Here is a 26,068-nt window from a genome sequence, read left to right on the forward strand (position 1 = left end):
GTGGATAATGTGAATAAATCTGTGGAAAGCTAGTTTAATAACTACTTTTATGTGGATAAATATGTGGAAAAAAAGTACTGGGCAAATCACTGCCCAGTACTTTTTACTTATCTGACAATTCAGTCCACTCATCCATAAGGTTGTCGATTTCGCTTTTAAATTCTTCTAGTTCTTTGTTCAGTGCAAATACCTTTTCATGGTCTTGGAAGATGTCAGGCTCACAGAGCTTTTCCTCATGATCTGCTACCTTTTGTTCCAAGCTTTCGATTGTTTTTTCAATTTCTTCAATTCTGCGCATGCGCTGCCGTTCTGCTTTCTTAGCTTCCTTATCTTGTTGATAAGATGTTTTTTCAGTATTATCAACAGCAGGAGCAGAATTGGAAACGGCTGTTTCCATTGCCAGCAACTCTTCTTGTTCGAGTTTCTTCTCTACATAATAGTCATAGTCTCCAAGATATTCCGTTGAACCTTCCTGTTGAAGCTCAATTACTTTTGTAGCAATTCGGTTAATGAAATAACGGTCATGGGAAACGAATAATAGAGTACCAGGATAATCAATTAAAGCATTTTCAAGCACTTCTTTGCTGTCTAGATCAAGATGGTTTGTTGGCTCATCTAAAATCAGCACATTTGGCTTTTCCATCATAAGCTTTGCAAGAGCAAGTCTAGCCTTTTCCCCGCCGCTCAGTGAATTGACAATCTTTAGTACATCGTCTCCTGAGAAGAGAAAATTACCTAGAACGGTTCTAATTTCTTTTTCAGGTCTTAGTGGGAACTCATCCCACAATTCATTTAATACTCTCTTGTTCGAATGGAGTTCTGCTTGCTCTTGGTCATAATAACCAACCATGACATTTGTTCCCCAAGCTGTTGCGCCTGCTTGCTTGTCTATTTTTGAGATAATTGTTTTTAGTAATGTTGATTTACCGACACCGTTAGGTCCCACTAAAGCAACACTGTCTCCTCTGGTTAATTGGAAAGAGATATGTTCAGAAACAGTGTTTCCCTCGTAACCAATCGCAAGATCCTGCACCTTTAACACATCATTGCCGGATTGCTTCTCAATTTGGAATCCGAAAGAAGCTGACTTTTCATCACCATCAGGACGCTCAAGACGGTCCATTCGATCCAGTGTTTTTCTTCTGCTTTGAGCTCTTTTTGTTGTCGATGCTCTAGCAAGATTCTTTTGAATAAATGTTTCTAGCTTAGCAATCTCTTCTTGCTGCTTTTCATATACCTTCATTTCTCTTTCGTAATTCTCAGCTTTTTGCTGAAGGTAAGAGCTGTAGTTACCATTGAACTTTTGGATATTGGTTCTGGAAAGTTCATATATTTGGGTTACAACTTTATCAAGGAAGTAGCGGTCATGGGAAACAATTAAGACAGCACCATCGTAGCCTTGCAAATATTGTTCCAGCCATGATAGGGTCTCAATATCCAAATGGTTAGTCGGCTCATCCAAAATTAAAATTTCAGGGGTTGTCAGCAAAAGCTTTGCTAAGGCAAGTCTTGTCTTTTGTCCGCCGCTTAATGTAGATATTTTTGTGCTGTAATCAAAGGAACCGAAGTTCAAACCATGAAGTACAGAACGAATATCAGCTTCATACTGATAACCGCCATTTTCCTTAAAGTTATATTGAAGAGTATCATATTCCTTCAATATCTTTTCGAATCTTTCCGGTTGGCTGCTTATGTCAGGGTCTGCCATCTGCTGTTCCAGCTTTCTTAGCTCTGCTTCCTGCTGCTGAAGGCCTTTAAATACGGTCAACATCTCATCCCAAATGGACAGATTAGATTCGAGCCCTGTATTCTGAGCAAGATAACCTATTTCTACATTTTTTGGTTTAATGATTTCCCCAGTATCATATGAAAGGTGGCCAGCGATCATCTTTAGCAATGTCGATTTTCCAGCACCGTTTCGGCCTACTAACGCGATTCTATCTCTTGTTTGCACTTCTAATTTTATATTGGATAAGATAATTTCAGCTCCAAAGTATTTGGAAAGTTGATTCACTTGTAATAGTATCATTGCGTAATTCACCTCAGAATGTATGTATATCAAGTGTAACTTATATACGTGGGAAACCGCAATAAAGGCAATCGCAGGCAGTGAAAATTCTTTAATGATACACTTTAGAAGGAAAATAGTGTATGATTTGCTTAGAGGTGTTAAAAATGAAGAGTTTTACACACTTTAATGATGAGGGCCGAGCGAAAATGGTTGATATAAGCGAAAAAAGCGAAACCGCTCGCATAGCAGTTGCCCACTCAAGCATTATAGTAAATAAATATATATACGACAGCATCATCCATAATACGATAAAAAAAGGAGATGTTTTGGCTGTCGCCCAAGTAGCAGGCATCATGGCAGCAAAGAAAACATCTGACTTAATACCGATGTGCCATCCCATCTCTTTGAAAGGGGTCGATATTTCTTTTCGTTGGGAAGAAGAAGGACAAGAACAAGAAGCTTACCGTTTAGTAATAGAAGTATCAGCAAAGACGATTGGGAGCACCGGCGTGGAAATGGAAGCACTGACTGCAGCATCCGTCACGGCATTAACGATTTATGATATGTGTAAAAGCATTGATAAAGGAATGGTCATCGGCGAAACTTACTTGCTTGAAAAATCAGGCGGTATCAATGGTCCATACAAGAGGGTTTAAAGTTTATCAGGAAAGATAGATGTATTATTAATTACAGGTAGGGGATTACAATGAGCAATGAGATAATGAAGATACCGCAAGCTACTGCTAAGCGGTTGCCTTTATATTATCGCTTCTTAAAAAATTTACATTCTTCAGGGAAACAAAGGGTTTCATCTGCCGAATTAAGTGAGGCAGTTAAGGTAGATTCAGCTACCATCAGAAGGGACTTCTCGTATTTTGGAGCATTAGGGAAAAAGGGTTACGGATATAATGTAAACTACCTGCTTTCCTTTTTCCGGAAGACATTGGACCAAGATGAGCTGACGAAGGTTGCCCTGATTGGTGTGGGTAATTTAGGGGTTGCCTTCTTAAACTATAACTTCTTGAAAAACAACAATACAAAAATAGAAGTGGCATTTGATATTGCAGAAGATAAGACAGGAACGTCAATTGGAGAGGTAGATATCCATCATATGGATGATTTGGAGAAGGTCATTTTAGAGCATGATATCCAGGTTGCCATCTTAACTGTTCCGGCAGCAGTTGCCCAAACGATTACTGATCGTTTAATAGACTGCTCTATTAAAGGCATTCTGAACTTTACACCAGCTCGGCTGACTGTGCCTGCTAGTGTGCGAATTCATCATATCGACTTGGCTGTTGAACTTCAATCTCTAGTCTACTTCCTTAAACACTATCCGACTCCAGCAGATGAAGCGGAAGAGGAATGAGCCACAAAAAAAGCAATTATAAATGCTTCCATTTATAATTGCTTTTTTTATTATATATGGCATTATCTCTCCTGATTTTTGCGGGTAGCCTTTTTAATCATAAAATGGAAGGAAATGAGCCGGATTCCAGTGCCTATATCAAATGTCGCCAGTATGACAAGTATATAGGAGAAGAAGCCCCATCCTCCATGATCACGGACTGATTGAACAGCAAAATAGGTAAATAAAGCACCAAGTATTAAATAAAGTATTCCAGAGAGTAATGCTGATTTCCTCATAAAAATCCTCCAATAAATTGTGAAATGTTCTCCATATTTCGCTGCCATTCCTGGATGGCATCCAGATTAAACTGGATGATGACGACCAGTGTGTTCATTGACACATGAGCAAAAATAGGAACCCAGATTCTTTTTGTTCTTACATAAAGGAAAGCAAAGGTGAAACCCATGCTGGCGTACAGCAAGATATGTACAAATTCCATGTGTGCTGCTGCAAAGACAAGAGAACTGATCAATGCAGACAGGAAAAAGCCTAGTCGTTTATAGAGTACCCCGAATATGATTTTCCGAAAAATGATTTCTTCTAAGATTGGACCGACAACGCTGATAACTATAATCACAAGCGGAGAATACTCAACAAAGGTCATAAGCTGCTGTGTATTTTCTGATTCTTGTTCAATTCCTAATGCCATTTCGATTGAACCGGCTATTGATTGAGCAACTAAGGAAAGAAAGATACCTGCCACTGCCCAGCCAATGCTTGCAGGGATGCTTGCGGGATTTTCGCGAAGCGGATTCCTCATCTCATGGCGAAGCAGGAAAAGAACAACGAGCAATGTGACAAGGAAGCTGAAAATCAGCCAAATAACGACAGAAGCCATGCCAAGCTCTGCAGAATCATATCCCATAAGGTTGCCGAAAAACATGACAATCGGAACGCCAATTAAGGTAGATAATTGCATAGCAATATACGATATTACAATAATCCAATATTCTTTTTTCAAGATATCGTACTCCTTTTCGATATTCTAATATATAAATTAATCATATAAACTTTTGAGCATTAGTATTCTTCGCATTCAGCAAATGCTGTCTTTTGCACAAACATGATTAGAATTAGTAATACACATACTATTTATTCTACTAATAAGTGCGTGCTTACTCAAATAGAACACATTAAAAAAGAGGAGATTTTATGAATAAAGTCGAAGAAAGAGTGTATACTTCTTAAAGGCGTGTACAGGGCAGTATAATTTTTTGTAAAATCTAAGGCTTGTCTCTTGCAAATTATAAAAAGATTAATTAATATAATAATTGTGTTAGCACTCAAGAGTGATGAGTGCTAATAATAATAAATTTACATATTATTTGAGGAGGTTGTTTCACTTGTTAAAGCCATTAGGAGATCGTATTGTTATTGAGCTTGTTGAAACAGAAGAAAAAACTGCAAGTGGCATCGTGCTACCTGACTCTGCTAAGGAAAAGCCGCAAGAAGGCAAAGTAGTAGCAGTTGGTAACGGCCGTGTTCTAGACAACGGAGAGCGTGCTGCACTTGATGTATCTGTTGATGATGTAATTATCTTCTCAAAATATTCTGGAACTGAAGTTAAATATGAAGGGAAAGAATATTTAATCCTTCGCGAAAGCGACATTTTGGCAATCGTACAATAATTTGAAATTAATATATAAGAAATAACATAAATTCTTGAGGAGGTTTTTTAAAATGGCTAAAGATATTAAATTTAGTGAAGAAGCGCGCCGCTCTATGCTTCGTGGTGTAGATGCACTTGCTGATGCAGTTAAAGTAACACTTGGACCTAAAGGACGCAATGTCGTGCTTGAAAAAAAATACGGTTCACCGCTAATTACAAATGACGGTGTTACTATCGCAAAAGAAATCGAGTTGGAAGATGCATTTGAAAATATGGGTGCTAAACTTGTAGCTGAAGTTGCAAGCAAAACAAACGATGTTGCTGGGGACGGTACAACAACTGCTACAGTATTGGCACAAGCAATGATCCGTGAAGGACTTAAAAACGTAACTGCTGGTGCAAACCCAATGGGTATCCGCAAAGGGATGGACAAAGCGATTTCAACTGCTATTGAAGAGTTGAAGGCTATCTCAAAACCAATCGAAGGCAAAGCTTCTATCGCACAAGTAGCTGCTATCTCTGCTGCTGACGAAGAAGTTGGCCAATTGATCGCAGAAGCTATGGAACGCGTTGGCAACGACGGTGTAATCACAATTGAAGAATCTAAAGGCTTCACAACTGAATTAGATGTAGTAGAAGGTATGCAATTCGACCGCGGATACGTATCTCCTTACATGGTAACTGATTCAGATAAAATGGAAGCTGTTCTTGATAACCCATACATCTTAATCACTGACAAAAAGATTTCTAACATTCAAGAAATCCTGCCAGTGCTTGAGCAAGTAGTTCAACAAGGCAAGCCATTATTGATCGTAGCTGAAGATGTAGAAGGTGAAGCAAACGCTACATTGGTAGTGAACAAACTTCGCGGAACTTTCACAGCTGTTGCTGTTAAAGCACCAGGCTTTGGTGATCGCCGCAAAGCAATGCTAGAAGATATCGCTGTATTGACTGGCGGAGAGGTTATTACAGAAGATCTTGGCTTAGATCTTAAATCTGCAACAATCGAATCATTAGGCCGCGCTGCGAAAGTTGTTGTTACGAAAGAAAACACAACAATTGTAGAAGGTGCTGGAGATTCAGCAAACATCGCATCACGCATCAACCAAATCCGCGCTCAATTAGAAGAAACTACTTCTGAATTCGACCGTGAGAAATTGCAAGAGCGTCTTGCTAAACTTGCAGGCGGAGTTGCTGTCGTAAAAGTCGGCGCTGCGACTGAAACAGAATTAAAAGAGCGCAAATTGCGCATTGAAGATGCATTGAACTCTACTCGTGCTGCAGTTGAAGAAGGTATTGTAGCTGGTGGTGGTACTGCACTTCTAAACGTATACAACAAAGTTGCTTCTATTGAAGCAGAAGGCGACGAAGCTACTGGTATCAACATCGTTCTTCGCGCAATCGAAGAGCCGGTTCGTCAAATTGCTCACAACGCAGGTCTTGAAGGATCAGTTATCGTTGAGCGCCTTAAAAACGAAGCAGTTGGAACAGGATTCAACGCTGCTAACGGTCAATGGGTTAACATGATCGAAGCTGGTATCGTTGATCCAACTAAAGTTACTCGTTCTGCGCTTCAAAACGCAGGAAGCGTTGCTGCTATGTTCTTAACAACAGAAGCAGTAGTTGCTGACAAGCCAGAACCAGCAGGTAGCGCTGCAATGCCTGATATGGGCGGCATGGGTGGAATGGGCGGCATGATGTAAGGCCGTTTACGCCTAACATCTGATAAATAGTTGCAACTATTTTACCTAATACTAAACCCCACTTCTTTTTTAAAGAAGTGGGGTTTTTTTGCGTTACTATCCCAATGGATACTTTTTTTAATTACATAAATCGCCCTGCTTGTTTCAAGTACTATAATAAAATGGGATAATTATAAACTATTTGAATGAAAGCGTTTAATAAATATCAATCAAACATATTTACGGATATAGCTAAGATGATTAATTAAGTAATAGGTGTTTAGCAGTCTTTGCTTTTTGGATACATGTTGAAACTTCGATAAACTTGGAGGAATTTATGAAAAAGGGCAAACTTAGTTTACAAGCTATCATAATTATTTTTGTATGTATTGTGGTTGCGTTATCACTTGGGATAACCGACTTGCTTATAAGTAAAAGTATTACTTCCAGTGTAGAAGAGACACAGAAAGAAAAGGCGCTGGATGTTGCAAGGACAATGGCGGTTACTCCAGCTGTAATCAAGACTCTTGAAGGACAAGCTAATCAAGCGGAATTACAGGATTTTGCTAATGTAATAAAAGACAAAACGAATGTGAACTTTGTTGTTGTTATGAATATGAAGGGAATTCGGCTGTCTCACCCAGAGTCTAGTAAGGTGGGTAAGCATTTCTTTGGGGGAGATGAAGGCCCTGTTCTTAAAGGGGAGGAGTATGTTTCCATTTCAAAAGGAACGCTCGGTAAATCTATGAGGGCATTTACGCCAATAAAGGATGCACAGGGCAAACAAATTGGAGCGGTTGCTGTCGGGATTTCTTTGAAAAGTGTTACAGAGGCTGTTGATAAAGGACGGATGGGAATTGTTTTGGGGACGTTAATCGGACTTATGATTGGAATAATTGGTGCGGTCGTTCTAGCAAGGTATATTAAAAAAATCCTTTTAGGACTTGAGCCGTTTGTTATTGCGAAGCTGCTTGAAGAGCGCAGTTCTATGCTTCAGTCTGTACGTGAGGGCATTATAGCCATTGACCAGGAAGGAAAAATCACCCTTGTTAACAAGGCAGCGAGTAAGCTTTTTAAAAAGGCAGGTCTTGAGGAAGAGCCAATGGGGATAAATATTGAGGATTACTTGCCAGAAACCCGGTTAACTCGCATTATCAAATCAGGTGAAACAGAGCTCGATCAAGAACAGAACCTGCAGGGGGTTACTATTTTAGTAAACCGGGTACCGGTCGTTGTTGGAAATCAGGCTGTAGGAGCCATCGCTACATTTCGGGATAAAACAGAGGTCCAGCATCTGGCTGAACAGCTGACAGGTGTCCGTAATTATGCGGATGCTCTCCGTGCTCAAGCTCATGAATTTATGAATAAGCTCCATGTTATCTTAGGTCTTGTCAGAACGGAACAATATGATACACTTGCTGATTATGTAAGTGAAACGGTTAATCATCGGGAAACGGAAATGGACTTTGTGACAAGAAAAGTCCAAGATCCTGTGCTTGCTGGTTTTCTGATTGGGAAGCTAAGCTTTGCAAGAGAATCAGGAGTTTCCTTTGCATTTGATTGTGCCAGTAAGCTGCCGAAGCCGGCAAACTCGGAAATTACACATGAGCTGATTACGATTATTGGCAATCTTTTGGATAATGCAATAGAGGCTATTGCAAACAGTATAAATAAAAAGGTCCATCTTAAATTGGATTATGCAGAGGATATTTTAACAATCGAGGTTAAAGACACAGGAATGGGAATGACGAATTCACTCCAAAACAAAATCCTAGATAAAGGCTTTTCTACTAAAGGAAATAACCGCGGATACGGATTATACCTTTTGGCGCAAGCAATTGAAAGGCTGGAAGGAGAACTGATTATTTCGTCCAAGCCAGGGAAGGGAACGAGTTTTGCTGTGTATATATCATATCAAGAGGAGGATAAAGAGAATTGATTAATGTAATGATCGTTGAAGATGACCCGATGGTAGCACAAATTAATAAACGATATCTTGCCAAAATTGAAGGATTCCGATTAGCGGCAACAGCTACATCAGTTGATGAAGCTCTACAATTACTAAATACAGAAGAAATCCAGCTTATCCTTTTGGATATTTTTATGCCGGGAAAGCTTGGGATTGAACTATTAGCACATCTGCGGAAAAATGAACTTGAAATTGATGTGATCATCATTTCTGCTGCATCCGATCTTGATCGAATAAAGAGGGCATTAAGATATGGGATTGTCGACTATTTAATCAAGCCGTTTGAGTTTGACCGGTTTAACACGGCACTTACTACCTATCTTGAACAAACTCGGTTAATTGATAAGCAAGATTCAGTAAGTCAGCAGGAGCTGGATTCCTTACTGTTGCACAGAGATGAACATGTCATCGCAGAGGAGCTGCCAAAGGGGTTAGCGAAGGATACGTTAAAGCAAGTATGGGATGCCATTCAGCGATTAAAGGCAGACCCTTTTTCGACTGATGACATTGTAAATATTGTAGGCATCTCAAGAGTTTCTGCCAGAAAGTATCTTAATTTTCTTAAGGATACAGGAATCCTGGAGGTTAAGGTTATCTATGGAGCAGTCGGAAGGCCTGTGTATCAGCATGAATATAATCAATTTAAAGAACACTTAATTAAAAATTTTTTGTAAGCAGTTAGGAAAGCTGCTTACTTTTTTTATTTACAAAAAGAATTATTAAACTTTATTAAACTATGAAAACGGTTTACAGGGGAATATGATGTACACGTAACAAAGGGGAGTAATATTGGCAATCACACTATCGCGATTGCAAAGGGAATTTGGATTTTTTACATGATGATAAAAATGACAAGGGGGATTAAATATGCAAATTCCAATTAAGAAGACGCTCGATAAAATTCCAGGCGGAATGATGGTAGTTCCGTTATTTTTAGGGGTACTAACAAACACTTTTTTTCCACAGTTTTTAGAAATAGGGCATTTTACAACGGCATTATTCAGTAAAGAGGCATCATCAACTATTTTAGCTTGTTTTATGTTTTTAATTGGTTCACAAATTAACTTTAAACTAGCACCAAAAGCGATTAAAAAAGGTGCAATTTTATTATCTGGTAAATTTATAGTAGGTGCAGGTCTAGGTATCTTTATAGCGATGGTTTTTGGACCGGCTGGTATTCTAGGATTGTCACCACTAGCTATCCTTGCAGCATTGTTAAACGCTAACGGTGGGTTATATGCTTCACTAGCTTCATCTTATGGTGACGAAACAGATGTAGGGGCATACGCATTATTTTCTTTAAAAGATGGTCCATTTTTCACATTAGTTGCTTTAGGTGCATCCGGCCTTGCTTCTATTCCTTTTCAAGCACTTGTAGGCGTGTTAATTCCTATCGTAATTGGGATGATTTTAGGAAATATCGATCCGGATATGAGAAAGTTTCTTGGAAGCAGTAAGTTATTATTAATCCCATTTTTCTCTTTCCCATTAGGGGCAGGCATGAATCTGAATACAATTGTAGAAGCGGGTGGTCCAGGCTTACTACTAGGATTAATCGCTTCATTTACAGGAATTGGTGCTTTCTTGCTTTTGAAATTATTCAAAGAAAATCCTATCGTCGGTTTAGCAACAGGGTCAACTGCAGGTAACGCTGTAGCGACACCAGCTGTAGTTGCGGCAGCAGATCCAACACTTTCTGCAATAGCACCAGCAGCTACTGCGCAAGTTGCAGCAGCATGTGTTGTTTCTGCAATCGTTTGTCCGATTATTGTCAGCTATGTATATAAACGGTCAGAAAAGAAAAAAGCTAAAAAGCTTATAACAAAGGCTGCATGATAAAAAATATATTAAATTTCTATAGAAAGAAGGATTTCCATAATGAGCGTGCCTGATAATGTAATTATTACAACATTAAAAGGAAAAGAAGTTCTGTCTAATCCTTTTATCAATAAGGGAACAGCATTTACTAGAGAGGAAAGGGAAGAGCTTGGACTTGACGGCCTGTTGCCGCCTCACGTGCTTACCCTTGATGAACAGGCTAACAGAGCCTATGAGCAATATTCCATGCGGACTACAAATCTTTTCAAAAACGGTTTGCTTTATGATTTATATAACCGGAATGTTGTCCTTTTTTACCGACTTTTAAAAGATCATTTAGCAGAGATGCTTCCAATCATCTATACACCTACTGTCGGAGAAGCGATTCAGACATACTCTCATAGCTATCATCGCCCAGGTGGATTATATCTTTCCATTGATCATCCTGAAGGTGTTGAAAAAGGATTTGCTAATCTTGGGGTCTCAAAAAATGACATAGACTTAATCGTTGTCACTGACTCTGAAAGTATCCTTGGAATCGGGGATCAAGGGGTAGGAGGTATTAATATTGCAATCGGTAAACTGGCTGTTTATACAGCGGCAGCTGGGATTGATCCAAGCCGCGTCCTGCCAATCGTATTGGATGTTGGCACAAACAATCAATCTTTAATTGACGACCCTATCTATATTGGTAACAAGTTCGCCCGTGTCCGCGGTGAACGTTATGATAAATTCATTGATTTATTTGTACACACTGCCAGAAAATTCTTCCCAGAAGTGCTTATCCATTGGGAGGATCTTGGCAATGTAAATGCTCGAAATATTTTAGAAAAATACGGTGACAAAATCCTTACATTTAATGATGATATCCAAGGAACAGGTGCTGTTACGCTTGCAGCGGTTATGTCTGCATTAAAGGTCACAGGAACTTCTCTGAAAGATCAGCGTATTGTTGTCTTTGGACCAGGTGCTGCGGGGATCGGGAACGCAGACCAAATGGCAGATGCAATGGTCCTTGAAGGATTGACAGAAGAAGAAGCATACGACCGTTTCTGGGCAATCGATTATCGAGGATTACTGACAGATGAAACACCGGATGTCCTGAAATTCCAACTTCCTTACGTAAGAGAAGGAGCGGAAGTAGAGGGCTGGGAGAGAAACGAGGACGGAATCATTCCATTAATGGAAGTAGTGAAGAGAGTAAAACCTACCATCCTTATCGGTACTTCCGGTCAAGCTGGCGCCTTCACAGAGGAAATAGTGAAGGAGATGGCTAAGCATGTTGAACGTCCAATCATCATGCCTATGTCTAATCCGACTCATCTTGCAGAAGCCATACCAGAAGATTTAATTAAATGGACAGACGGCAAAGCGTTAATTGCGACAGGAAGCCCATTTGATAATGTAGAATATAACGGTGTTTCCTATGAAATCGGACAGTCTAATAACGCATTTGTATTTCCAGGTCTAGGGCTTGGAGCGATTGTTGCAAAAGCCCAAGTAATCTCAAAAGGAATGTTCGCAGCAGCTGCAAATGCTGTAGCAGAGATGTGCGACAATACTGAGCCAGGCTCGTCATTGCTGCCGTCTATTGAGAAACTACATGATGTATCAATCTATGTGGCTGTTGAAGTAGCTAAGGCTGCACTAGAGGAAGGTATCGCAAAAGCAGATATTTCCAATGACGTACCAAAAGCTGTTGTTGATGCTGTTTGGCAGCCTGAGTATAAGGAAATTAAGAGTGTTGGGATTTGGACGAGAGTTTAACCATAAACAGATAATAATTAATTTTATAAAGATGGACTACTCCTGAATTGGGGTAGTCTTTTTTGTTGATACCCAGGATGCGACTATTTTAATGCTTGTTCAATAATATAACTGTCAATATAATGTATGTGTATTATTTCACATTCTGGTTGCTGCTAATTAACAGAAACTTAAATGAAAGTAGGTATTGTTATGGCAAAAATATTAATAATTGAAGATGATCAGGCAATTAACAATTTAATCTTTATGAATTTGGATTTGGTTGGCTATGATTGTAAACAGATGTTTGACGGAAAAGAGGCTAGTGAAGTTATATATAGTTGGCAACCAGATTAAATTTTGCTAGATGTGATGATTCCATATGTAGATGGGTTTACACTTATAGAACAAAACAAGTTTAGTGCTATTCCGGTTATATTTGTTACTGTAAAAGATAATATTTCTTTTAAGGTTAAGGGGTTACAACTAGGTGCTGATGATTATATTGTAAAACCGTTTGAATCAATTGAATTGCTTGCGAGAATAGAAGCAGTACTACGACGTACAAAACCAGTTAAAAGGAGATATAGTATCGGCAGTACTATTATTGATCTGGATGAGCATATAACTATTGTAAAAAATGAACCTGTAAGTCTGACTAACCAAGAGTTTGTGCTTTTAGAAGCATTAATTAACAATTGTAATTTAGCCTTATCTAGGGAGCAATTACTTAATTTGGCTTGGGGTCAGGATTATTTTGGGGATGCTAGGACTGTAGATGTTCATATTACTAAATTGCGAAAAAAGTTACAATTAGAGTCATATATACAGACGGTATACAAGTTTGGGTATCGACTGGAGTTTCAAAAATGAACTTCTGGCAAAAGATTTTTTTGAGTACATTTTTCATTTTTATTACGTTATTTGACATAGCAGCTTTTGTACTAATATCTTCTTCTTACCATTTCAGTCTTCAAAGAGAAGAAGAAAATAGTATACGGGAACAATCGATTATTTTAAAATCCATAGAAAATAGTATAAGTCAATTCCTTCAGTCTGCTTCTTACAACAAAGAGCAACTAACCTCTCTTATAAAACCACTTGCAAATTACTATGAGAATCAAAATGTTTACCTTGCATTATACAATGAAAACACGAAAGTATATTCAAATACTCCAATCTTAGATAGTAAGCTACTAGGTATTCAAGAGAAAGAAACGAGGAAGATACAAACGAAAAAATTGGGTGGCAAGAGATATTTATTTGTATCTTCACCATTACCTTCAAATCCAAATTACTCCCTTGTTTATGCTCGAAATATTAGTCAACTTGATGTCTATCTTTCTTCAATGAGCCGTGTATTCGTAATAGTTAGTATTCTAGTATGTATTGTACTGGGTATTTTAAATTTCATATTTTTAAAACGATTAACTGGTCCACTAAATAAAATGATTTCTATTACAAGTGAGATAGCAAATGGAGCTTTTCATAAAAGAGTTCATATTAAACGAAGGGATGACCTTGGCACTCTGGGGAGTACGTTTAATAAGATGGCTGATTCAATAGAAGATAAAGTTGGTCAATTAACAAAGGAATCACAAAATAAACAGCAGTTTATTGATAATCTTGCTCATGAAATGAAGACGCCGCTTACTTCTATTTTAGGTTATTCAGAATACTTGCAAAAGGCAAAGTATAAGGAGAAACAACGTCTCATCGCAACTCAACATCTCAATGAAGCAGCAGAAAGACTGCAAAAATTGTCCATTAAACTTCTTGATTTAACATCAATGCGTACCAAAAATAAAGATTTTAAAGAGGTTAATATGGAGGGGTTGTTTGCTGCTTTATATAGGTTCATGAATCCAATTTTAAAAAAGAAAAATATTCATCTAGAGATAAGAGCAGAGGTAAAGTCCTTGTTAGGTGATGAAACACTGTTACTGTCGCTATTAATTAACTTGGTAGAGAATTCAGCAAGAGCCTCTAAGGATAATGACTTAATAGCTGTAAGGTCATATGTTGATGAGAAGGAAGAGTTTATAGTTGAAGTAAAAGATTATGGTATTGGTTTAGATAAAGAAGAAATAAAAAAAATAACTGAACCCTTTTATCGTGTTGATAAATCTCATTCTCGTGAATTTGGAGGTTTCGGCTTAGGTCTAAGTATTGTTGCTCAAATAGCTAAATATCATAATGCTGATTTGGACATTCAATCACAAAAAGGTACGACAATAAGGATAATCTTTAACAAGACTCTAACAACTTAATAGCAACTCAAAAATATCATGAGTGTATCCTTGCTTCATATAAGGGATATTACATTCTGTATATAGGGGGCTTAAATGAAAAAGGGAAATATATAGTCGGGGCATACATTACAGGATTCACTTTTTGCGCTGGGCTTTTAGTCAATAGCTTTGCTTTTCCTTCTGTTCTAGCTGCAACAACAGAAAATTCAAAGGTTAAAACCGTTGAGGCTGCTAATCTTGAAGAAAATCAGAAAACTGAGCAAATAAAAGATTCATCAAATGAATTATCTCAATATGGAATCAAAGATGGCATTTCAGAAAAAGAAGCGCTATTAATAGCTATTAACGCATTTAAAGAAACAAAGGATGTCAGCAACCTAACTTATGATATTAAAATTGTCCAGGAGGATATTCCAGTAGATCCAATCAAGTGGTTTGTTACATTTTATGATAATAACGATGGATATATGGCTACTATAAATCCCTTTTCCGGTACAATTATTACTCTGGAGCAATTTTCAGGAGTTAAAGAAGTTTTCTCTAAAGATATGGAAAAAGCCAGAGAGGAAAAGGAAAAACTTTATAACGAGTATTATAAAGAGATATTTTCTATCTACAATAACGAATAAACAAGGAATATATCCCTTATGAAGTTAAAAAAGTATTCTTACCCTCTAACTGATTGGTAAGGATACTTTTTTATTTTCCAATATATCTTAGTTATTACTTGGAAAATTATTGAAACTATGAAAAAATATAATCAGAAAATCATTGGAAGAAACATGCACTTATATAATTTTGAGGTGACTTGTTGTGGTTAATAAATCTGTTTTATCTGTAAGAAATCTATCAAAAGTTTATAAAGGTGTCGGTCATGAGGTGCAAGCATTAAAGGATGTTTCATTTGAGTTATATGAAGGGGAACTGATTGCCATAATGGGGACAAGCGGTTCGGGAAAAAGTACGTTGCTTAACGTGTTGGCAGCATTGGATGAGCCAGATAAAGGGGAAATTCAATTATATGGCCAAAAACAAACAGAAATGTTTACAGAACCAAATGCTACTCATTATCGGCGAGATAAAATTGGCTTTATCTTTCAAGCTTTTCATCTTTTGAAAGATTTAACAGTGGAAGAGAATATTGCTTTGCCACTTATTCTAAAGGGAGAGAAAAAGTCTTATATAGATGAGAAAGTAGATGAGATGTTACAGTTTGTCGGGCTCTTGGGCTGGAGGAAACAAAGACCAGTTCAATTATCAGGCGGACAACAGCAGCGGGTTGCAATCGGCAGGGCATTGATAACTGCACCGCCAATTGTGTTGGCGGATGAACTCACAGGGAACTTGGATTATAATACTTCAAATGAAATTCTTCAGGTTTTAGTAAAGATGAAAGAGACGTTGAACCAAGCAATTATAGTTGTTACACATGATCCACATGTTGCAGCTTTTGCTGATCGTGTGCTGTTTTTTCATGATGGACAGATTGTGAATGAATATGATTGTTCTGGGAATCAAGCGATGGATGATATTTTAGAGAATTTTGGGAAGCTGTTGGAGTTCAAGGTATGATGAAAACAATACAAGGACTAGCCTTGCGCTTCTTTCAAAAAAATATATTTATAACATTTTCCTCTGTTATTAGTGTACTTTTATCGGTCTTTTTAGTGGTTGTTATGGTAGCTTTCGCAACAAATGCGGAGCGCTCGTTAAGAGAAGAAGTGCAAAAAATGTATGGAGAGATGGATTTATCTGTCGGCTATAATGCGGAACTGAGTAAAAACGTCGATCGAGACTTTATTTCTGCTTTGCAGACAAACAAAGATATTCAAAAGATATCTCCAGTCATCATTAACCAGCTAAAGGTAGATAAATTGCAAGCAGACATTTATTCAGTTGGTCTAGAAAATGATTATCTAGCAAAGAGCAGATATCATTTAAAAGAGGATATAAATGAAAATGAAGTTATGATGAATGAAAGTTTGGCTGAAAGCTTACAAGTAAAAGCTGGTCAAAAGGTAGGTATTGAAGGCAGGGAGTTTACGGTAACAGAGATATTAGAGGATTTAAACGCAAGTGGGCTTACTCCCGATATGCTCATTGTATCTAAACCAACAGCCAAAGAATTAGTAAAGCATAGGTCCGGTCAACATGTAGAGGCTACTTATGTGCTAGTCAAAGCGAAAAAGAATATTGATCCACTTTTGCTTGCCAATGATATTAAGAAATATGATGCCGGTGTAAGGATTGATATTGCTGAAGAAGATGAATTTCTAAAAAGGAATGTACAGTCTCTGAAAATTTTCATCTACTCTTTAGCTTTTCTAATGTTAATCATTACAGCGTTATTGATTGTTGCCAATTTTGAATTATTTTTATATAAGTATAAAAATCAATTTGCGATTTTGCGTTCCATTGGCGCCACAACCAAACAATTATCTAACATAATACTCATTCAAAGCAGTCTTATTACAATAGCGGGCACAATAGGCGGCTTCCTATTAGCTATCGTTAGTCATCAATATATTCAACCGGGGCTTGAAGCGATATTTTCTTTCCATTTACCAACAGCAGCGGGTTATAACTATAAGGAAAGTTTAATGATTGCACTAGCAAGCGGTATGATTATACAAATATTTATGCTGATTCCAGCTTATAAAAGTTCAAAATTATTACCGCTTAAAATCATGCAGGAAAATGAAAAGAATGATTTCAGTTATAGGAAAACTCGCAGAAATATTGGGTTTGGTTTGATCTTTATTGCCCTGTTATTGATTTGTATTGGTAAAGTAATGCCCAAAACAGAAGGGACGGGGGTTTTGTGTATCTTTATAGCTGCGTTGTTTTTACTAAGCAGCCTTTATCTTCTTTTTCCTGTCTATCTATCAGCTGCTTTAATAGGGGTTCTGCCAATAATAAAAAAGCTGTTTGGAAATGTTTCTTATATCGCAATTAAAAACTTAGTGCCTCAAGTCAGAAAAAATACATTCGTGATGTTAACAATCAGCGCGATGATGATTATCGCTGTATTTGGGTCTGTTATGTTAAAGACAATCCAGCAAAATGAAATAAACTATTTAAAAGAACAATTTCCAACCTCCATTGTGCTGAATAGTCGTCTAGTATATGATTCAATGATTGAACCAAAGGATTTGGAGAAAAACGTAAAAGAAATTAGCGGAGTTCAGAAAGTAAGCTCTCAAAGCACTACTTCTGGGGCAGTGATAATCGGAAACGATGATGATCCTAATTTGGAGTATACATTAGCCGATATAAAAGGGATGGAGCAACAAGGAATCATTCCAAAAATGGAGGATGATAGTAAATTAATTGTTGTATCTGAGGCATTTTTAGAAAAGCATGGACTTAAAGTAGGTGATTCTATCGACTTGGGCTTATACTCGGAAGAAAAGCAAAGTCCTGTATTTTTGGATACATTTATTGTGGGAGCTGCAGTAAAAAATCTACCTAATGCTGATGCTTATATCGATTGGGAAAATACATCATTCAAAGAGGAATTTACGAAATTTAGCGCAATGTACATCACTTCTAACGATGAAAAACAAACTGTTCAAGAATTAGAAGCACTAAAACAGCAGTACCCAGAACTTCAGGTTAATGTATATCAGCAGTCTGTTGAAAAAGCTAATGAGTTGTTCTTGCAAAGATGGTCTGTTTTTATTGTGGTTATGGTTGTCATCTTGGTGTGTGTGATGTTGGGTGTAGTTACTACACTAGGTAACAATATTTATTCCAAAAGAAAAGAGTTTGCAATATTAAGGACTATTTCTGTTGATCGGAAGGGGATAAAAAAGGTCATTTTAACCCAAGTCAATCTGTATATAATAATAGGGCTGCTGCTTGGAATAATAGCAGGTTTACTTTTTACCGCCGTGATTTTGCTAATAGATTCTGGGCAAATTTCGATTTATTACTCATTGATCATCGGAATTACAGCAGCGCTATTGTTAGTTGGAAATAGTGTGTTTCTTCCTATTGCAAGTAAGATAGGGAAAAAGAAGATATCCTTAGAGCTTACGGAGGATAATAAATAAATTTTTCTTAAAAGATAAGGCCATTCATCTGTTTATGACTGATGGATGGCCTTATCTTTTCTGGAATACCCATTCTTCCAATCCTCTCAATAAGGTATAATGATGGCATGAACAAAAAACGGAAATACCATGCTCAAAAAGGAGGAATGCTCTTGCAAAGCAAAAATAAAACGGTAGTAAAGTCAATGGACATTCTTAATCTTTTCCTTCACCATTCAAAGCTGAGCTTTAATGAGATTGTTCAGTTTTCAGGTATTCCAAAGACGTCTGTGTACAGGATGGTGCTGTCGCTCGAGGAAATGGGTTTACTTGATAAGGATGTGGATGGGAAATATTCGCTTGGGCTTTTGTTTCTTCAGTTCGGCCATTTGGTGTCAGAGAGGCTTGATATTAGGCAGTTAGCTTTGCCTGTAATGCATATGCTTCACCAGGAGGTTGGCGAAGCAGTTAACTTGATTGTCCGCGATGGAAATGAGGCCATTTATATTGAAAAGCTGGACACGAAACAGCCTGTGAGGCTTTATACGGCAATTGGGAGAAGGACACCTCTTTATGCGGGTGCTTGCTCTCGTGTTATTCTTGCTTTCCTGCCGTATATGGAGCGGGAGAAATATATAGATGAAACAGAATTACAGCCAATTGCGTCAGGTACAATCACAGACAGAGAAAAACTGCGTCAGCTGATTACGGAATCAAGGGAAAATGGTTTCTCTGTCAGTTATTCAGAGCTAGAGGATTATTCGGCTGCTCTTGCTGCACCGGTTTTTAACTTTAAAGGAGAAATCGTAGCTGGCATTAGCGTTGCTGGGCTTGATGTTAATTATAAGCAGGACAAGCTGGGGCCGCTTTCTGAGAAAGTGAAGGCAGCTGCATTGGAGATTTCCCGCAAATTGGGATATATAGAATAAGATAAAGGACATGGATGTATAATCTCATGTCCTTTTTATATGTCCTTAAGAGCGGAAAGGGGTAATCTCAATCCTTGATTTTTCAAGGGTTTCCTTGATTTGCTGGGCAAAAGTGAGAGCTTCAGAGCCGTCGCCATGAATGCAAATAGTATCAGCTTTGACAGATATCTCTGCTCCTTGTCTAGTAGTGACTTTTCCTTCCTTAACCATGCGGACTACTTGGCCGACCGCTTGGTTCTTGTCATGGATAAGGGCATCTGGCTCTGTTCGCGGTGTTAACGTACCGCCGCTATCGTATGTGCGATCGGCAAATACTTCATTTGCTGTTTGCAGACCGATTCTTTCACCAGCAGTGACTAGTTCACTGCCAGCTAAACCGAATAGTATTAATTCTGGGTCAACTTTATAGACTGCTTCTGCGATTGCAGTTGCAAGAAGGCTGTTTTTGGCAGCCATATTGTATAACGCTCCATGGGGTTTAACATGCTGCATCTTTGCACCTTCTGCTTTGACGAAGCCAGACAAAGCGCCAATCTGATAAATGACAATATCATGTGCTTCTTGTGGCGAGATATTCATGTTTCGTCGTCCAAACCCAGCTAAATCGGGAAGGCCTGGATGTGCACCGATTTTAACGTTATTATTGAGTGCAAGCTTTACCGTATTCCTCATCACTGATGGATCGCCAGCATGAAAACCACAGGCAATATTTGCTGATGTAACGAATCGAAGAATCTCTTCATCCATTCCTATCTTATATGCTCCGAAACTTTCACCTAAATCACAGTTCAAATCAACTTTATACAAAAAAATGCCTCCCAACTTAATTAATATTCCGATTTAAGGAACTATTGTTTCGAATATAGTAGCATAAAACAGTATTTATGCATATCAGCAAATTTTTATAATATTTAAATTAGTTGATTTAAACCTCTACATGTAGTGTCTTTTCGATAATGTTAGTTTGAAATAATAAATTATATTGTATTTTTATTCTTACTAGTATAATATAACAGATAAATCTAATAATTCAGAACTTCAGTTCCGAAAATCGGAACTGTTAGAAATGGATGTCGTTATACTTAAAGTAATAGATACATAGAAGGGAGTAATCTTATAGATGATTAAACTAATAGGAATTCTTGTTGTGGCAATTGGCTTTGCATTTCGTTTTAACACATTGCTGGTTGTTACCGTTGCAGGTATTGTAACAGGCCTTGTGTCAGGCTATTCTTTTAATGAAATACTAACTTTATTTGGGCAATTCTTTATCGATAACCGCTATATGTCTTTACCAATTATCCTGACATTGCCGGTGATTGGGGTGCTCGAGCGTTATGGTCTGAAAGAGCGAGCAGAATCTTTAATTAAAAAAGCAAAAAATGCAACAACAGGACGTGTGTTGTTGACTTACTTGTTTATCCGCGAAGGTTCTGCGGCAATAGGCCTTAATATCGGCGGACATGCTCAAACGGTCCGGCCTCTTGTTGCACCAATGGCTGAAGGAGCGGCGGCTGCACGATATGGCGATCTGTCGGAAAAAACAAAAAATGATATAAAGGCACATTCTGCTGCTGCCGAAAATACAGGCTGGTTTTTCGGAGAGGATATCTTTATCGCAACAGGTGCAATCCTGCTGATGAAGGGCTTCTTTGATTCAGTCGGCATTCATGTAGAGGTTTGGGATATGGCATTATGGGGCATTCCTACTGCCATTACTGCATTGATTGTAAGCTGGTTCCGTTTTAACAGACTTGATAGGCGTATTGCCAAAGCGGCAGGAAAAAACGGCAGTTTAAACAACTTGGCAAAAACGAACAAAGATGAGGAGGTAATGTAATGCACTTAATAACGCTTGATACACTTTATTACTTATTAGGTATTATCGTTGCCTTCGTTGCAGTTCGTGTTGCATTGGATAAGAATCATCCAACCCGGTGGGGATCCACTATTTTCTGGGGGATTTTTGCGATAACTTTCCTGGTTGGCAAACAAATCCCGCCGCTTTATGTTGGATACCTTGTATTAGTGATGGTGATAGTTGCTTCAATTGGAAAGGTGACAAAGTCAAAAGAGGAAGAATCAGATTCTGCTGAAAGAGTAGGGCATGCAGAAAGACTTAGAAATAAAATATTCCTTCCAGCTATCTTGATTCCAGTTCTCACCATTGTAGGAACACTGACTCTTGGAAAAATCAAGTTTGGCTCTGTCCAGCTTGTAAATCCGGAGAATGTTACATTGATTGCTCTTGGGCTTGCAACAATTATCGCCTTTATAGCGGCACAGCTAATCACAAAGGCAAAGGCAACAGTTCCTATTAATGAAGGGAGCCGTCTCCTTCAAGCTGTAGGCTGGGCAGTTATTTTGCCGCAGATGCTCGCAGCATTAGGCGGAATATTCTCTAAGGCAGGCGTCGGTGATGTTGTATCAGGAATTGTCGGAGATTTCCTGCCGACAAATTATGCTTTTGTAGCTGTAGCTGCTTATTGTATCGGAATGTTGCTGTTCACGATGATTATGGGAAATGCTTTTGCTGCTTTTGCTGTAATAACAGGAGGAATCGGGCTTCCTTTGATTGTTCAGCTCCATGGCGGCAATCCTGCTATCATGGCAGCACTTGGTATGTTTGCAGGCTATTGTGGAACATTGATGACGCCGATGGCTGCTAATTTTAATATTGTTCCAGCAATGCTTTTGAATTTAAAGGATAAAAATGCAGTCATTAAAGCACAAATACCTGTGGCTATACCAGTGTTTATTATTAATATGCTGCTGATGTATTTCCTTGTATACCATTTTTGATTTCGTATTAACCAAACAATTAGGAGGGATATGAAATGCAGAAGATTTTGCTGACAGGATTTGATCCATTTGGAGGAGAAGCAACTAACCCAGCTTTAGAATCTGTTAAAAAGCTTGATGGTGTTAAAATTGGAGATTATTTAATAGAAGCACGAGAAGTTCCAACTGTTTTTGATGAATCAATAGCGAGATTAAAAGAATATATAAAGGAAATAAAGCCAGCGCTGGTTATTTGTGTTGGTCAAGCAGGCGGCCGTCCTGATGTTACGATTGAGCGGATTGCGATTAATGTCAATGACGCACGGATTGCAGACAATCAAGGACAGCAGCCGATTGATACAGCCGTTGTAGAAGGAGGTCCAGCAGCCTATTGGTCTACACTTCCCATCAAGGCCATCGTGAAAGCAATGCGAAAGGAGGGAGTGCCAGCCTCTGTTTCCCAGACTGCAGGCACATTTGTCTGCAACCATATTTTCTATGGTCTAATGAATGTATTAGAGCAAATGGGTAACAAGATAAAAGGAGGCTTTATTCATATTCCATTCCTTCCTGAGCAGGCGACAGCACATCCAGGTCAGCCAAGCATGGCACTTGATACGATAGTTAAAGGGCTGAAGACAGCAGTTGAAGCAGCGGTTGTTAATGAAAAGGACATTCAGGAAATAGGCGGACAGACTCATTAAACAGGAAATATAGTGCTGTCTAAAGAATAGATAAAAGTGACATGAGTAATGGTTGCTCATGTCACTTTTCTATTCAGAGAAGTTGCGTTTTAAATTTCTGATAATTATAATAGTTTTATAATCTAATATACGGAACTGTAATTCCGAAAATCGGAATTTGAGAAGGGGGGATAATATGGGAGAAAATATTGTCGGTGACAAACCAGAAACTCAAATGAAACCACTCGGAGACTCAGGGATACTTGTCCAATTCGGCACAGAAATAAGTCCCGATGTACATGAAGAGGTAAAGGCATTTACAGACTGTATAGAAGCAAATTCTTTTCCCGGCTTTATAGAATGTGTGCCAGCTTTTACTAGTGTGACCATCTTTTATAGTCCTTTACTCGTCTTTCAAATGTATAAAGGGCAAGGCAAGCCAGAGGATTTGTCACCATATAGTATTGTCCAATCTATTCTGCAGGAAAGATTAAAGAGTCTTCATACGTCAAAAAGAAGGGAAAAAAGAGTGGTTGATATTCCTGTGTGCTATGGGGGAGAGCTTGGCCCTGATTTAGAGGCAGTGGCAAAATATCATCAATTAACACCGGCAGAAGTAATAGATATCCATTCACAAGCAGAATATCTCGTTTATATGATTGGCTTTGCTCCTGGCTTTCCCTATTTAGGAGGAATGTCTGAACAGATTGCCACACCGCGCCATTCTTCTCCAAGATTATCAATACCAGCAGGTTCTGTCGGTATTGCTGGCATGCAAACTGGTGTTTATCCGATTTCCACCCCAGGGGGCTGGCAGATCATTGGACGAACACCAATTAACCTCTTTTATCCAGACAAGAATCCGCCAACTCTATTAACATCTGGTGATATTGTCCGATTTAAGCCGATTTCAATAGAAGATTATAAGGAATATAAGGAGACAGTGCTATGAGCTTAAGAGTGGAGCGCCCTGGTATGCTGACAAGTTTGCAGGATCTGGGCAGATACGGTTATCAAAAATATGGAGTAGTTGTCAGCGGAGCAATGGATTCCGTCGCTTTGCGTATTGCTAATTTGCTCGTCGGCAATAAGGAGAATGAGGCAGGGCTGGAGATGACGTTAATGGGCGGGTCATTCCTTGTTGAAGAAGACTTGCTTATTGCTGTTACAGGCGGAGATTTGGCTCCGGTTATAGAAGAAGAGTCAATCCCGCTATGGAGGCCAGTGTGGATAAAAAAGGGAAGTCTGCTTCGGTTCCGAGCTTCCCGTTCAGGCTGCAGAACGTATATGGCTGTTGCTGGCGGTTTTGATGTGCAGGAGGTGCTTGGAAGCAAAAGCACTTATTTGCGAGGAGAACTCGGCGGGCTGAAAGGGCGGGCTCTTTCAGCAGGTGACAAACTGACTTGCGGCGGGGCTGCCCACCGTTTTCAGCACTTAAAAAGCAGCGCTGGGGCAATATCCTTTGCTGCCACTGCTTGGCATGTTAATCCAGAACCGTTTATTAATCTGAAGGAAACAGTGATACGTGTAATAAGAGGCGGAGAATTCGATTATTTTACTGAATCAAGCAGAGACCGTTTCTTTAAGGAGGATTTTCGTATTACACCGAATTCAGATCGGATGGGATACAGAATGGAAGGCACTCCCTTGGAAATGACCGATTCATTTGAACTCCTATCTGAACCTGTAACAAATGGGACGATTCAAGTGCCGAAGGATGGAAACCCCATTATCTTGCTGGCAGATCGGCAGACGACGGGAGGTTACCCGAAAATCGCACAAGTCGCAACGGTGGACCTACCGCTGCTAGCTCAAAAGAAGCCGGGGGAAATTGTCCGCTTTAAAGAAATATCGTTAGCAGAGGCCGAACAGCTTTATTTAAGGCAAGAACTGCAATTAGAAAAACTAAAGGCCGGCCTATCATTGAAAGTTGATGAAACAGCGTAAATTAGGAAATAAAGATAAAAAAGGAGATGCAAAAAACGGATGTGGGTTATAACCGTCTATTCACCAGAAAATGATATTGCGCAATTTGAATTCACTACAGAACAAGAAGCTCGGGAAGCATTTGAGCAATTGCAAGGCTGCAAGATTCTCACAGAGGTTATTTACTTTAATGACGAGATTCTCTTAGCAACAGCTTAAGACAGCTTTTCCTTTAAGCTCTAGTTATGCACCCTTACAATTCAATAGATTCTAGACAATAGGATTCTATGAAAGTAGCAACTGAAATTGCTATAATAGGTAGTACAAGCTATTGAATATCAATTGGAGGAGCAGGTTAATGAGTGAAAATATAAAGCATTTAGGGAATTTGCTGTTGCAAAATTCACAAGAAATTGCGCTGACTGTGCATAAGCGGAGAATAGAGGGAGAAAGCTCTGAAAAATTAGCGCAAATCAGCTCTGTTGAAGGAGAAATTCTTCAGCTGCGCGCTCATTTTGTTTCCTTATTCGGTAAAAGCCTGTTAAACTATCCAGATTTAAAAGGAGCTCGTTCTTTATTTACCGATTGGGGAATCAGCACTGGTGCGAATTTATCCTCCGAAGGAGTACCGTTAGATGAGGCATTAAAGGATGTGTCATTCTACAGAACAGCAATTTGGGAAGTTTTAAAGACAGAGATGAAAGAAAAGGATTATTCCATCGATGAGGCTTTTGAGGTGAAGGATATTATTGATCCTTTACTGGATTATGCGTTGTACAATTTCAGCCTGTCTTATGTGGATTCCTATGCGAATACACTCAATAATTCAAGAAAAGCGTTTTTGGAGCTGTCTGTTCCAGTTGTGCCGATTACAGAAAATATCGCTATTCTGCCTTTAATTGGGGATTTAGATACAGAAAGAGCACAGCTGCTTATGGAAGAAACATTGGTTAAAACTAGAGATATGGGAATCAGTCACTTAATCATTGACATTTCTGGGGTTATCATTATAGATACGATGGTTGCTAATGAATTGTTTAAACTTATGGATGCATTAAGACTGCTCGGGATTGGCACAATTTTCTCTGGAGTGAGGCCGGAGATAGCCCAGACGATGGTAAGTCTTGGTCTCGACATTAAGAATTTAGTGACGAAGGCAAGCTTAAGACAAGCACTTGCTCTCCTTGAAAGAGAAAATGTGATTTAAATAGGAAAAG

General features: G+C 38.7%; 26 protein-coding genes. 22 read left to right on the plus strand and 4 right to left on the minus strand.

All coding sequences use genetic code 11. From position 1 onward, the window contains the following. Positions 1-103: 103 nt before the first annotated feature. A complete protein-coding gene (locus MKX82_RS01790; protein WP_341074660.1) occupies positions 104-2,029 on the minus strand; it encodes an ABC-F family ATP-binding cassette domain-containing protein in 1,926 nt (641 codons plus the stop codon). Between the two features lie 146 nt (positions 2,030-2,175). On the opposite strand from MKX82_RS01790, the gene moaC reads away from it, so the two are divergent. Continuing rightward, positions 2,176-2,667 carry a cyclic pyranopterin monophosphate synthase MoaC gene (moaC, locus tag MKX82_RS01795; RefSeq protein WP_233319030.1) on the plus strand — a complete coding sequence of 164 codons (492 nt, stop codon included), beginning with the start codon at positions 2,176-2,178 and terminating at the stop codon, positions 2,665-2,667. 50 nt (positions 2,668-2,717) lie between these two features. Beyond that, a complete protein-coding gene (locus MKX82_RS01800; RefSeq protein WP_233319027.1) occupies positions 2,718-3,380 on the plus strand; it encodes a redox-sensing transcriptional repressor Rex in 663 nt (220 codons plus the stop codon). Positions 3,381-3,442: 62 nt separating this feature from the next. Here the strand turns inward: MKX82_RS01800 and MKX82_RS01805 are convergent, their stop codons facing one another. After that, positions 3,443-3,658 carry a YdiK family protein gene (locus MKX82_RS01805; protein WP_233319025.1) on the minus strand — a complete coding sequence of 72 codons (216 nt, stop codon included), beginning with the start codon at positions 3,656-3,658 and terminating at the stop codon, positions 3,443-3,445. After that, positions 3,655-4,383 carry a CPBP family intramembrane glutamic endopeptidase gene (locus MKX82_RS01810; RefSeq protein WP_233319023.1) on the minus strand — a complete coding sequence of 243 codons (729 nt, stop codon included), beginning with the start codon at positions 4,381-4,383 and terminating at the stop codon, positions 3,655-3,657. Before MKX82_RS01810 ends, MKX82_RS01805 begins: the two co-directional genes overlap by 4 nt. 382 nt (positions 4,384-4,765) lie before the next feature. On the opposite strand from MKX82_RS01810, the gene groES reads away from it, so the two are divergent. From groES to MKX82_RS01875, 13 genes are all read left to right on the plus strand, one after another. Next, positions 4,766-5,050 (plus strand): co-chaperone GroES, encoded by a 285-nt coding sequence (gene groES, locus MKX82_RS01815; RefSeq protein ID WP_127742660.1) that lies wholly within the window; start codon positions 4,766-4,768, stop codon positions 5,048-5,050. A gap of 52 nt (positions 5,051-5,102) precedes the next feature. Next, the gene (gene groL, locus MKX82_RS01820; protein ID WP_233319021.1) at positions 5,103-6,734 is read left to right on the plus strand and encodes a chaperonin GroEL; all 1,632 of its coding nucleotides are present in this window, start codon (positions 5,103-5,105) and stop codon (positions 6,732-6,734) included. A gap of 316 nt (positions 6,735-7,050) precedes the next feature. Next, positions 7,051-8,652, plus strand: a complete 1,602-nt coding sequence (gene dcuS / locus MKX82_RS01825) for a DcuS/MalK family sensor histidine kinase (RefSeq protein WP_341074669.1) — start codon at positions 7,051-7,053, stop codon at positions 8,650-8,652. Next, positions 8,649-9,356: a response regulator gene (locus MKX82_RS01830; protein WP_341074671.1), complete on the plus strand. Its 708-nt coding sequence runs from the start codon at positions 8,649-8,651 to the stop codon at positions 9,354-9,356. Before dcuS ends, MKX82_RS01830 begins: the two co-directional genes overlap by 4 nt. 193 nt (positions 9,357-9,549) lie before the next feature. Further along, positions 9,550-10,518: a 2-keto-3-deoxygluconate permease gene (locus tag MKX82_RS01835; RefSeq protein WP_233319013.1), complete on the plus strand. Its 969-nt coding sequence runs from the start codon at positions 9,550-9,552 to the stop codon at positions 10,516-10,518. Between the two features lie 42 nt (positions 10,519-10,560). Then, entirely contained in the window at positions 10,561-12,267 is a 1,707-nt protein-coding gene (locus MKX82_RS01840; protein ID WP_341074673.1) for an NAD-dependent malic enzyme, read from the plus strand. Positions 12,268-12,459: 192 nt separating this feature from the next. After that, positions 12,460-12,603: a hypothetical protein gene (locus MKX82_RS01845; protein ID WP_341074674.1), complete on the plus strand. Its 144-nt coding sequence runs from the start codon at positions 12,460-12,462 to the stop codon at positions 12,601-12,603. 12 nt (positions 12,604-12,615) lie between these two features. Then, complete coding sequence (locus tag MKX82_RS01850) at positions 12,616-13,119, plus strand: response regulator transcription factor (protein WP_341079349.1); 504 nt, start codon at positions 12,616-12,618, stop codon at positions 13,117-13,119. Then, positions 13,116-14,516, plus strand: coding sequence for a sensor histidine kinase (locus tag MKX82_RS01855; RefSeq protein ID WP_341074676.1), 1,401 nt, complete (start codon positions 13,116-13,118; stop codon positions 14,514-14,516). The genes MKX82_RS01850 and MKX82_RS01855 overlap by 4 nt, the downstream gene beginning before the upstream one ends. 449 nt (positions 14,517-14,965) lie before the next feature. Beyond that, the gene (locus tag MKX82_RS01860) at positions 14,966-15,127 is read left to right on the plus strand and encodes a hypothetical protein (RefSeq protein ID WP_341074678.1); all 162 of its coding nucleotides are present in this window, start codon (positions 14,966-14,968) and stop codon (positions 15,125-15,127) included. A 184-nt stretch (positions 15,128-15,311) separates the two neighbouring features. After that, positions 15,312-16,070 carry an ABC transporter ATP-binding protein gene (locus MKX82_RS01865; protein WP_341074681.1) on the plus strand — a complete coding sequence of 253 codons (759 nt, stop codon included), beginning with the start codon at positions 15,312-15,314 and terminating at the stop codon, positions 16,068-16,070. After that, entirely contained in the window at positions 16,067-18,553 is a 2,487-nt protein-coding gene (locus MKX82_RS01870) for an ABC transporter permease (protein WP_341074683.1), read from the plus strand. The genes MKX82_RS01865 and MKX82_RS01870 overlap by 4 nt, the downstream gene beginning before the upstream one ends. Positions 18,554-18,705: 152 nt before the next feature. Then, positions 18,706-19,461: an IclR family transcriptional regulator gene (locus MKX82_RS01875; protein WP_233318998.1), complete on the plus strand. Its 756-nt coding sequence runs from the start codon at positions 18,706-18,708 to the stop codon at positions 19,459-19,461. A gap of 45 nt (positions 19,462-19,506) precedes the next feature. On the opposite strand, the gene pxpA is transcribed toward MKX82_RS01875, so the two are convergent. Then, complete coding sequence (pxpA, locus tag MKX82_RS01880; RefSeq protein WP_341074687.1) at positions 19,507-20,268, minus strand: 5-oxoprolinase subunit PxpA; 762 nt, start codon at positions 20,266-20,268, stop codon at positions 19,507-19,509. A gap of 313 nt (positions 20,269-20,581) precedes the next feature. Here pxpA and MKX82_RS01885 point away from each other — a divergent pair, with 313 nt between their 5' ends. From MKX82_RS01885 to MKX82_RS01915, 7 genes are all read left to right on the plus strand, one after another. Next, positions 20,582-21,301, plus strand: a complete 720-nt coding sequence (locus MKX82_RS01885) for a DUF969 domain-containing protein (RefSeq protein WP_233318994.1) — start codon at positions 20,582-20,584, stop codon at positions 21,299-21,301. Next, on the plus strand, positions 21,301-22,263 hold the full coding sequence (locus tag MKX82_RS01890) for a DUF979 domain-containing protein (protein ID WP_341074689.1): 963 nt from the start codon (positions 21,301-21,303) through the stop codon (positions 22,261-22,263). The genes MKX82_RS01885 and MKX82_RS01890 overlap by 1 nt, the downstream gene beginning before the upstream one ends. A gap of 35 nt (positions 22,264-22,298) precedes the next feature. Beyond that, positions 22,299-22,946: a pyroglutamyl-peptidase I gene (gene pcp / locus MKX82_RS01895; protein WP_341074692.1), complete on the plus strand. Its 648-nt coding sequence runs from the start codon at positions 22,299-22,301 to the stop codon at positions 22,944-22,946. Positions 22,947-23,121: 175 nt separating this feature from the next. Continuing rightward, positions 23,122-23,877 (plus strand): 5-oxoprolinase subunit PxpB, encoded by a 756-nt coding sequence (pxpB, locus tag MKX82_RS01900; protein ID WP_341074694.1) that lies wholly within the window; start codon positions 23,122-23,124, stop codon positions 23,875-23,877. After that, positions 23,874-24,872: a 5-oxoprolinase subunit C family protein gene (locus MKX82_RS01905; protein WP_341074697.1), complete on the plus strand. Its 999-nt coding sequence runs from the start codon at positions 23,874-23,876 to the stop codon at positions 24,870-24,872. Before pxpB ends, MKX82_RS01905 begins: the two co-directional genes overlap by 4 nt. Positions 24,873-24,911: 39 nt before the next feature. Beyond that, positions 24,912-25,070, plus strand: coding sequence for a hypothetical protein (locus tag MKX82_RS01910; protein WP_341074700.1), 159 nt, complete (start codon positions 24,912-24,914; stop codon positions 25,068-25,070). 139 nt (positions 25,071-25,209) lie between these two features. Beyond that, positions 25,210-26,058, plus strand: coding sequence for an STAS domain-containing protein (locus MKX82_RS01915; RefSeq protein ID WP_233318981.1), 849 nt, complete (start codon positions 25,210-25,212; stop codon positions 26,056-26,058). The last annotated feature ends 10 nt before the right edge of the window (positions 26,059-26,068 follow it).

It is taken from the genome of Niallia sp. FSL R7-0271 (assembly GCF_038005785.1).
GTDB lineage: Bacteria > Bacillota > Bacilli > Bacillales > Cytobacillaceae > Niallia.